General features: G+C 70.5%; 4 protein-coding genes. All 4 read left to right on the forward strand.

Annotated features, from left to right (window positions below; all coding sequences use genetic code 11):
• Positions 1 to 37: 37 nt before the first annotated feature.
• Positions 38 to 1,282 (forward strand): extracellular solute-binding protein, encoded by a 1,245-nt coding sequence (locus tag K7G61_RS02270; RefSeq protein ID WP_374204021.1) that lies wholly within the window; start codon positions 38 to 40, stop codon positions 1,280 to 1,282.
• A gap of 288 nt (positions 1,283 to 1,570) precedes the next feature.
• Positions 1,571 to 2,572 (forward strand): carbohydrate ABC transporter permease, encoded by a 1,002-nt coding sequence (locus K7G61_RS02275; RefSeq protein ID WP_225844792.1) that lies wholly within the window; start codon positions 1,571 to 1,573, stop codon positions 2,570 to 2,572.
• Between the two features lie 128 nt (positions 2,573 to 2,700).
• On the forward strand, positions 2,701 to 3,462 hold the full coding sequence (locus K7G61_RS02280) for a carbohydrate ABC transporter permease (RefSeq protein ID WP_225844860.1): 762 nt from the start codon (positions 2,701 to 2,703) through the stop codon (positions 3,460 to 3,462).
• A gap of 554 nt (positions 3,463 to 4,016) precedes the next feature.
• Positions 4,017 to 7,253, forward strand: coding sequence for an RICIN domain-containing protein (locus K7G61_RS02285; RefSeq protein ID WP_225844793.1), 3,237 nt, complete (start codon positions 4,017 to 4,019; stop codon positions 7,251 to 7,253).
• The last annotated feature ends 545 nt before the right edge of the window (positions 7,254 to 7,798 follow it).

A 7,798-nucleotide genomic window follows, 5' to 3' on the forward strand; every position in this document is an offset into this window, starting at 1 on the left:
ACGTCCCGTATCCCTCACGCACCAGTCAAGGAACGCCATGAGACACACACGCACCGTCGTCGCTGCGGTCGCGGCCTGCAGCGCACTGACCATGGTCGCCGCCTGCGGCGGCTCGGGCGGCGGCTCGTCCTCGTCCGCAGCTTCGGGCACCTACACGTTCTGGGACCCCTACCCGCAGTTCGACGGTTCCTCGGCCTGGGGGAAGCTGGTCGCCGCCTGCGGCACCAAGGCGGGCGTCACCGTCAAGCGCACCGCGTACGACACCACCGACCTGGGCAACAAGGCGCTGCTGGCCGCGCAGCAGGGCAACGACCCGGACGTGATGCTGGTCGACAACCCGGTCGTCTCCACGCTGGTGCAGGCCGGGATCCTGAACAAGATGAGCGACGTCGGCATCCCGACCGCCTCGATCCAGAGCAACATCATCGGCGCCGGCGTCCTGGACGGCGCCCCGTACGGCGTCCCCATCGGCGCCAACACCCTGGCGCTGTACTACAACAAGAACGTGCTGGCCGCCGCGCACGTCGACCCCGCCTCCATCAAGGACTGGGCCTCGCTGACCGCGGCACTGGAGAAGGTCAAGGCGGCCGGCAAGAAGGGCATCACCTTCTCCGCGATCGGCACCGAGGAGGGCAGCTTCCAGTTCCTGCCCTGGTTCTGGGGCGCCAAGGGCGACCTGACCCACCTGGACAACGCCGACGGCCAGTCCGCGCTGTCGCTGTGGAAGGACTGGGTCTCCAAGGGACTGGCGCCCAACGACGTGCTGAACAACACCCAGACCACGAGCTGGCAGGAGTTCGCCACCGGCAGCTACGCCTTCGGTGAGAACGGCACCTGGCAGCTGGCCAACGCCAAGAAGGCCGGCTTCCCCTACGGCGTCATCTCGATCCCGGCCCGCGACGGCGGACCGGCCCCCGCGCCGACCGGCGGCGAGTTCGTGACCGTGCCGGTCCAGAAGGACGCCGCCCGCTACAAGACCTCGGCGAAGATCGTCTCCTGCCTGACCAACGACGCCAACCTGCTGACCACCGACACGACCTTGTCGTACGTCGCTCCCACCGCCGGCGTGCAGAGCCAGCAGGTCAGCCAGAACCCCGACCTCAAGCCGTGGGTGGACGCGGTCGGCGCCGCCCGGGGCCGCACCAGCGGCGGCCTGGGCACCAAGTACCCCGTCATCTCCCAGCAGCTGTGGACGGCCGTGCAGGGTGCGCTGTCCGGCGGCAAGAGCCCGCAGGCGGCGCTCCAGGCCGCGCAGAAAGCCGTCGAGAACCACCAGAACTGACGGTACGCGCCGCCCCCGTCGGGGGCGGACCAGTGCGGCCGGGTGCCGGACCGGACCGGTCCGGCACCCGGGAGCAGGGCCCCGTCGTGCCGCCGCCCGTCCCGGCGGCACGACGGCCTCCGGACCGCGCTGAGGATCCGGGCCGTCGGGAGCCCGGCATGGATCCTCAGCGCGCTCCTGGGTACCGTCGCGGCGTCCGGAGCCTCCCCCGGCGCCGCGACGGTACCGGTGTACGACGGGGCGGTGCTGGTACCCGCCCGCGCAGCCTTTTGTGATCTAGGAGCTCGTATGACCACCGCCCACGCCGACGGCCTCAAGCGGCCGCCGGGCGCGTCCGGGGCGACCGGCGGGGACCCCGGCCCCGCGGCCGACGGCAGGCGCCGGCCGCGTGCCGGCCGGCGCCGCGGCGGCCCGCGCGCCTCGCAGCTCGCCGCCTGGGCCTTCCTGGCCCCGGTCGTCGCCTACCTCGGCGCCTTCTACGCCTATCCGCTGTACCGCAACGTGGACCTGTCGGTGCGGCACTACACGGTCCGCTCGTTCGTGCAGGGCGGGGCGCCCTTCTCCGGGTGGGACAACTTCCACCAGGTCCTGCACGACCCGACGTTCGGCACCGCCCTGCGCAACACGATGGTCTTCACCTTCGTGTCGATCCTCTTCCAGTACGTCCTCGGACTGGCGCTCGCGGTGTTCTTCAACCGGGGCTTCCGGCTGGCCCCCACCCTGCGGGCGCTGTTCCTGATCCCCTGGCTGCTGCCGCTGATCGTGTCCGCCTCGACCTGGTCGTGGATGCTCAACAGCGAGTCCGGCGTGGTCAACTACGGACTGCACCTGATCGGCGTCGGCAAGGTGGACTGGCTCACCTCGCCCTCCTGGGCGCTGACCTCGGTGATCATCGCCAACATCTGGATCGGCATCCCGTTCAACCTGGTCATCCTCTACAGCGGCCTGCAGAACATCCCGGCCGAGCTGTACGAGGCGGCGGCGCTGGACGGCGCGAGCACCTGGCAGCAGTTCCGGCGGATCACCTTCCCGCTGCTGCGGCCGGTCTCCGCGATCACCCTGCTGCTCGGCCTGATCTACACGCTCAAGGTGTTCGACCTGATCTGGATCATGACCAAGGGCGGGCCGGGCGACTCCTCGTCCACCCTGGCCACCTGGTCCTACCGGCTCGGCTTCGGCTCGCTGCTGCCGGAGTTCGGCCCCGGCGCCGCCGTCGGCAACATCCTCATCCTGATCGCCCTGGTCTTCGGGCTGTTCTACATCCGCGTGCAAAGGAGGCAGGGCGCATGACCACCACCCCGGCTCCCGCCGCCGCTCCCGTTCCCGCCCCGGCCCACCACACCGTGCCGGCGCACCGCCGCCGTGTCCGCAAGACCTCGCGCCGGTACACCGCCATCGGGATCGTGCTCACCGCGCTCATGCTGTTCCCGGTGTACTGGATGATCAACGTCTCGCTCACCCCGCAGCAGGACATGCGCAAGGACCCGCCCGACCTGCTGCCGCTGCACCCCACCTTCAGCGGCTACCGCTCGGTCCTGGACGACCAGCTGCCGTACCTGTGGGTCAGCCTCCTTGTCGGCCTGGGCACGGTCGCGCTGACGCTGGTGCTCTCGGCGCCCGCCGGCTACGCCATGGCCAAGCTGCGCCCGCGCGGCGGCGGCGTGGTCGGCCTGGTGCTGCTGATCGCGCAGATGATCCCCGGCATCGTGATGGCGATGGGCTTCTACGGGATCTTCCTCAACCTGGGCATCATGAACACCTGGTGGGGCCTGGTGGTCGCCGACTCCACCATCGCCGTCCCGTTCGGCGTCATGATCTTCACGGCCTTCATGTCCGGCATCCCGGACGAGCTCATGGCCGCGGCCAAGATCGACGGCGCCGACTCCTGGCGGACCTTCTGGTCGGTGGTCCTGCCGGTCAGCAGGAACGCGATCGTCACCGTGTCGCTGTTCAGCTTCCTGTGGGCCTGGTCGGACTTCGTCTTCGCCAACACCCTCGACGGCGGCGGCAGCATGCGGCCCATCACCCTCGGCATCTACAAGTACATCGGCAACAACAACCAGGAATGGAACGCGATCATGGCCACCGCCGTCGTCGCCTCCATCCCCGCCGCCGTCCTCCTGGTCCTCGCCCAGCGCTACGTCGCCGCCGGGGTCACCGCGGGCGCCGTCAAGGACTGAGTCCGGCCGAGGGCTGAGTCCCGTCGAGCACCGAGCCGAGTCGCGCACCGAGTCCCGTCAGGAAGTGAGGTCTCAAGAACACCAAGGGCCGAGGTCCGGCAAGGACCGAGTCCCCCGAGGAACACCGGTCCCGGCAGGGACCGGTGTTCCGGCGCGGTCCCGTTCCTCATGGTTCGGGACCGTTGTCGTCGGTGCCTGCGCAACGGTTTTCTCCCGGGTGAAAGTCCCTTCTTCCTGCTGCTGTCCACCCCCGCGGGCGGGCACTTGGGCTGTCACGGAAAAAGTTGCTCCGGCACGCTTGACGACCGGTTGCGTCAACCATAGGTTTCAGCCTTGGAAAAGGCTTTGCTCATTCCTTTCGCTCGCCGCACCTCCCGAGCCACGCGGCCGGTCCCCACGCCGACTCGACGGCACCTTCCCACGAACCGTCCACAGGCACGCCATGCCGCAGGACGAGGACCGCCCGAATCGGTGCCCCCCATCCCGCGAGGGAACCCGCCGAGCACCACCCGGCTCCGCGGCGGCGCCGGCGAACCCATCCAAAGGAGCGACACATGCACAGGACCAGACGAGCGCGAAGAGCGGGGGCGCGGCCGGCGGCCGTGCTCGCGGTCTTCGCGGTGGCCGCCGCCGGGGCGGCAGTTGCCGTACCGTCGGCCCAGGCCGCGGGTACCTCGGGGCCGTCGGCGGCCAACACGATCGCCATCCACGCCGACGAACCGTTCCGCCCGGTCACCCACGTCGCCACCGGCAGCCTGTACGGCCTGGCCAACGCCACGACCCCGGCCGACAGCCTGGTCGCCGCGATCAAGCCGAACACCTTCGTGCAAAAGCCCCAGGGCGGCCGCCAGCAGCCGACCGGCGACATCATCACCGTCGCCCCGAAGGCCGCGGCCGCGGGAGCGGTGGTGGTCGACCGGCTGTCGGACTACTACGCCGGCTGGCCGTACCAGTTCAGCTGGGACACCTGGCTGGGCGTGGTCGACGACCAGATCGCGCAGGTCAAGGCGTCGGGGATCACGAACCTGGCCGCGTACGCGCCCTGGAACGAGTCCGACAACACCTGGAAGTCCGCCAACGGCACCTTCGAGGACTTCTGGACCAAGACCTACCGCGAGATCCGCTCCAAGGACACCACGACGCCGATCCAGGGCCCGAGCTTCTCGGACAACATCGGCGACATGGACAACTTCCTGAAGAACGCGGTGGCGACCGACACCGTGCCGGACATCATCGCCTGGCACGAGCTGGAACGCTCCTCCAAGATCGCCGGTGACATCGCCACCGTCACCGACCTGGAGAAGAAGTACGGCATCAGCCCGCGGCCGATCGCGATCGAGGAGTACGCCGCCCCGGCCGAGGTGGGCATCCCCGGCAATCTGGTGGGCTACATCGCCAAGTTCGAGCGGCTGGGCGTGCACGACGCCGAACTCGCCTTCTGGAACCAGTCCGGGGCGCTGGGCGACCTCCTCACCGGACAGGGCGGCAGCCCCAACGGCGCCTACTGGCTCTACAAGTGGTACGCCGACATGAGCGGGAACATGGTCACCACCACCCCGCCCGCCCAGACCGGCATCGACGCGGCCGCCTCCGTCACCGACGACAAGAAGGAACTCGACGTCCTCACCGGTGGCGCCTCCGGCCCCTCGGCCCTGCGGATCGACGGACTGGACAAGCTCGACCTCGGCCAGAACGTCAACGTGAAGCTGGAGTTCACCCCCTCCTACGGGCGCACGACCGCGGTCTCAGGACCGGTCACGATCTCCGAGACGAACTACACCGTGGGGTCCGACGGGTCGATCACCGTTCCCGTGGTGATGAACCCGGCCTACGGCTACCACGTCGTGGTCACCCCGGCGACCGGGCCGGACAAGAGCCTGGCCGGCACGTACACGATCAGCAACGTCAACAGCGGCCTCGCTCTCGACACCGCCGGCTCGGGCACCACCTCGGGCACGCCGGTTCAGCAGACGAGCCCGGTGGCCGGCAGCCAGACGCAGACCTGGAAACTCGTCGACGCCGGGTCCGGCCTGTACCGGATCGTCAACGCCGAGAGCGGCCTCGTACTCGGCATACAGGACGCCTCGACCGCCAACGGGGCACCGGCCGTGGTGTGGAGCGACGACGGCACCGACGACCACCTGTGGCAGCCGATACCCGACGGCAAGGGGCACTACCGGTTCGCCGACTACGGCACCGGGCTCGTCCTGGCCGTCAGCGGCATGAGCAAGGCCGACGGCGCCCAGGTCGTCCAGTGGACGGACGGATCCGTCACCAACGCCTGCACCCCGACCGGGCCGCGGCAGCCCGGGAAGATCGGCTCGGCGCTCTCGTTCTGCAACACCACCGGGTACGTGAGCCTGCCCACCGGTGTGGTCAGCGGCCTCACCGGCGACTACACGGTCTCGGCCTGGGTGAAGCCGGCCGCCAACGCCACGTGGTCGCGGCTGTTCGACATCGGCACCGGCTCCGGCGCCAGCATGTTCCTCACCGTCAACGACGGGAAGGAGCTGCGGTACGCCATCACCACCGGCGGCGCCGGCTCCGAGCAGCGGATCAACGGCACCGGCACGCTCCCGCTGGGCCAGTGGTCCCTGGTGACCGTCACCCTGTCGGGCACCACCGGCACCCTGTACGTCAACGGCCAGGTGGCCGGCACCAACACCGCGATGACCAACCACCCGTCGGCCTTCGGCGCGAGCACGAGGAACTGGATCGGCAAGTCGCAGTACGGCAGCGACCCCGCGCTCAACGCCACGGTCGACGACTTCAACATCTACGGCCGCGCGCTCAGCGCGTCCGAGGTGGCCGCTCTGGCCGGCGGCCAGGCCGGCGCCGGCGACGTGGTGCACTACGCCTTCGACGAGGCCGGCGGCGCGACCGCGCTCGACTCCTCGGGCAGCGGCCGCGACGGCACGATCATGCCCGGGTCGGCGGCCACGACCAACACCTCGGCCACCGACGCGGCGACCGCCGACCACTTCTGGACCCTGACACCCGCGCTGATCCCGCTCCACTCGCTGACAGCGGCGGCGGCGCCGGTGAACGGCTGGTACTCCGGCAACGTCCAGGCCACCCTGACCACGGACGTCCCCGGGGCCCGCATCCAGTACCGCCTCGGCGACGACTCGTGGGAGGACTACGTCCACCCCGTCACGATCGCGGCGCAGGGCCGGAACACGGTGGGCGTGCGCCTGCTGTCCGACGGCGCCGTCCTCGACGGCTCCACCGGCTCCTTCACGGTCGGCATCGACAGGACCGCCCCGGTCACCTCGGTCACCAAGGACCCGTCGTCCGCCAAGGGCTCGCCCCGTAACCCCGTCTCCCTGACGTTCGGGGCGAGCGACCCGTTCTCCGGGGTGGACACGCTGTCGTACAACGTCAACGGCGGCGACTGGACCACCGTGGCGGCCGGCACCCCGGTCACCTTCGACACCGTGGGCGACTACGTCGTCGGCTACCGCGCGGTGGACAAGGCGGGCAACACCTCGCTGACCAAGAGCCTGACCGTGCGGATCGCGGAAGACCCCGCGACGGCGGTCAAGGCGAGCCCGGCCGAGGTCGCCGCCGGCGAGTGGGAGACCTTCACCCTGACCGGGTTCCACCGGTACTCGGTCGTCGACCTCACCCTCGGATCGACCCCGCTCGGCTCGGTCACCACCGACGTCAACGGCGCCGCCGAGGTCTCCCTGCGGATCCCGGCGGACACCGCGCCCGGGACGTGGACGGTCACCGCCACGGAGAACGGCGGATCCCTGTCCGCCACCGCGACCGTGCAGGTCACGGCGTAGCCGACGGCCGCAGGAAGCATCCGGCCCGATGTCCTGACGGTCTGACAGCCTGACAGCCGGCGACCCGACGGCCTGGGACGGCCGGCATCACGAGGGTGGCCGCCGCGGTCCGACACCGCGGCGGCCACCCTTCGTCGTCCCCCCCCGTACCGGTCGGTGGCCGGGCCGTTTCGCACGACCGCGCTGTTCATCGACTGGGCAATCCGTTTTCCGCAACGGGGCGGAATCCGCCGTGGGGGAGGCGCGGTCCGCCGGACCCCTCGCGGCTGCCGGGCCGCGGCTTCGCGCAGGTGCGCGGGGGGTGGGGTCCTGGCGAGAAACCGTCTGCCCACGCACGGGCGGGGGCCGGAGCGGGTCAACCCCCGCGCCGCGCGGCAAAGTAGCCGTGCGCGATCTCTTGACCCGGCATCCCCGCGCTTCTACGTTGGCCGCTGGAAAAACCGTTGCCCTCTTGCGCAGCGGTACGTGCCGTGCACAGGACGACGGGGTTCCCGCAGGACGGGCGGCTCCCCGCCGACGCAGTTCTCGGCTGAGGCAATGCTCAA

The sequence above is a fragment of the Streptomyces sp. HPF1205 genome, from assembly GCF_020400825.1.
Lineage (GTDB): Bacteria > Actinomycetota > Actinomycetes > Streptomycetales > Streptomycetaceae > Actinacidiphila.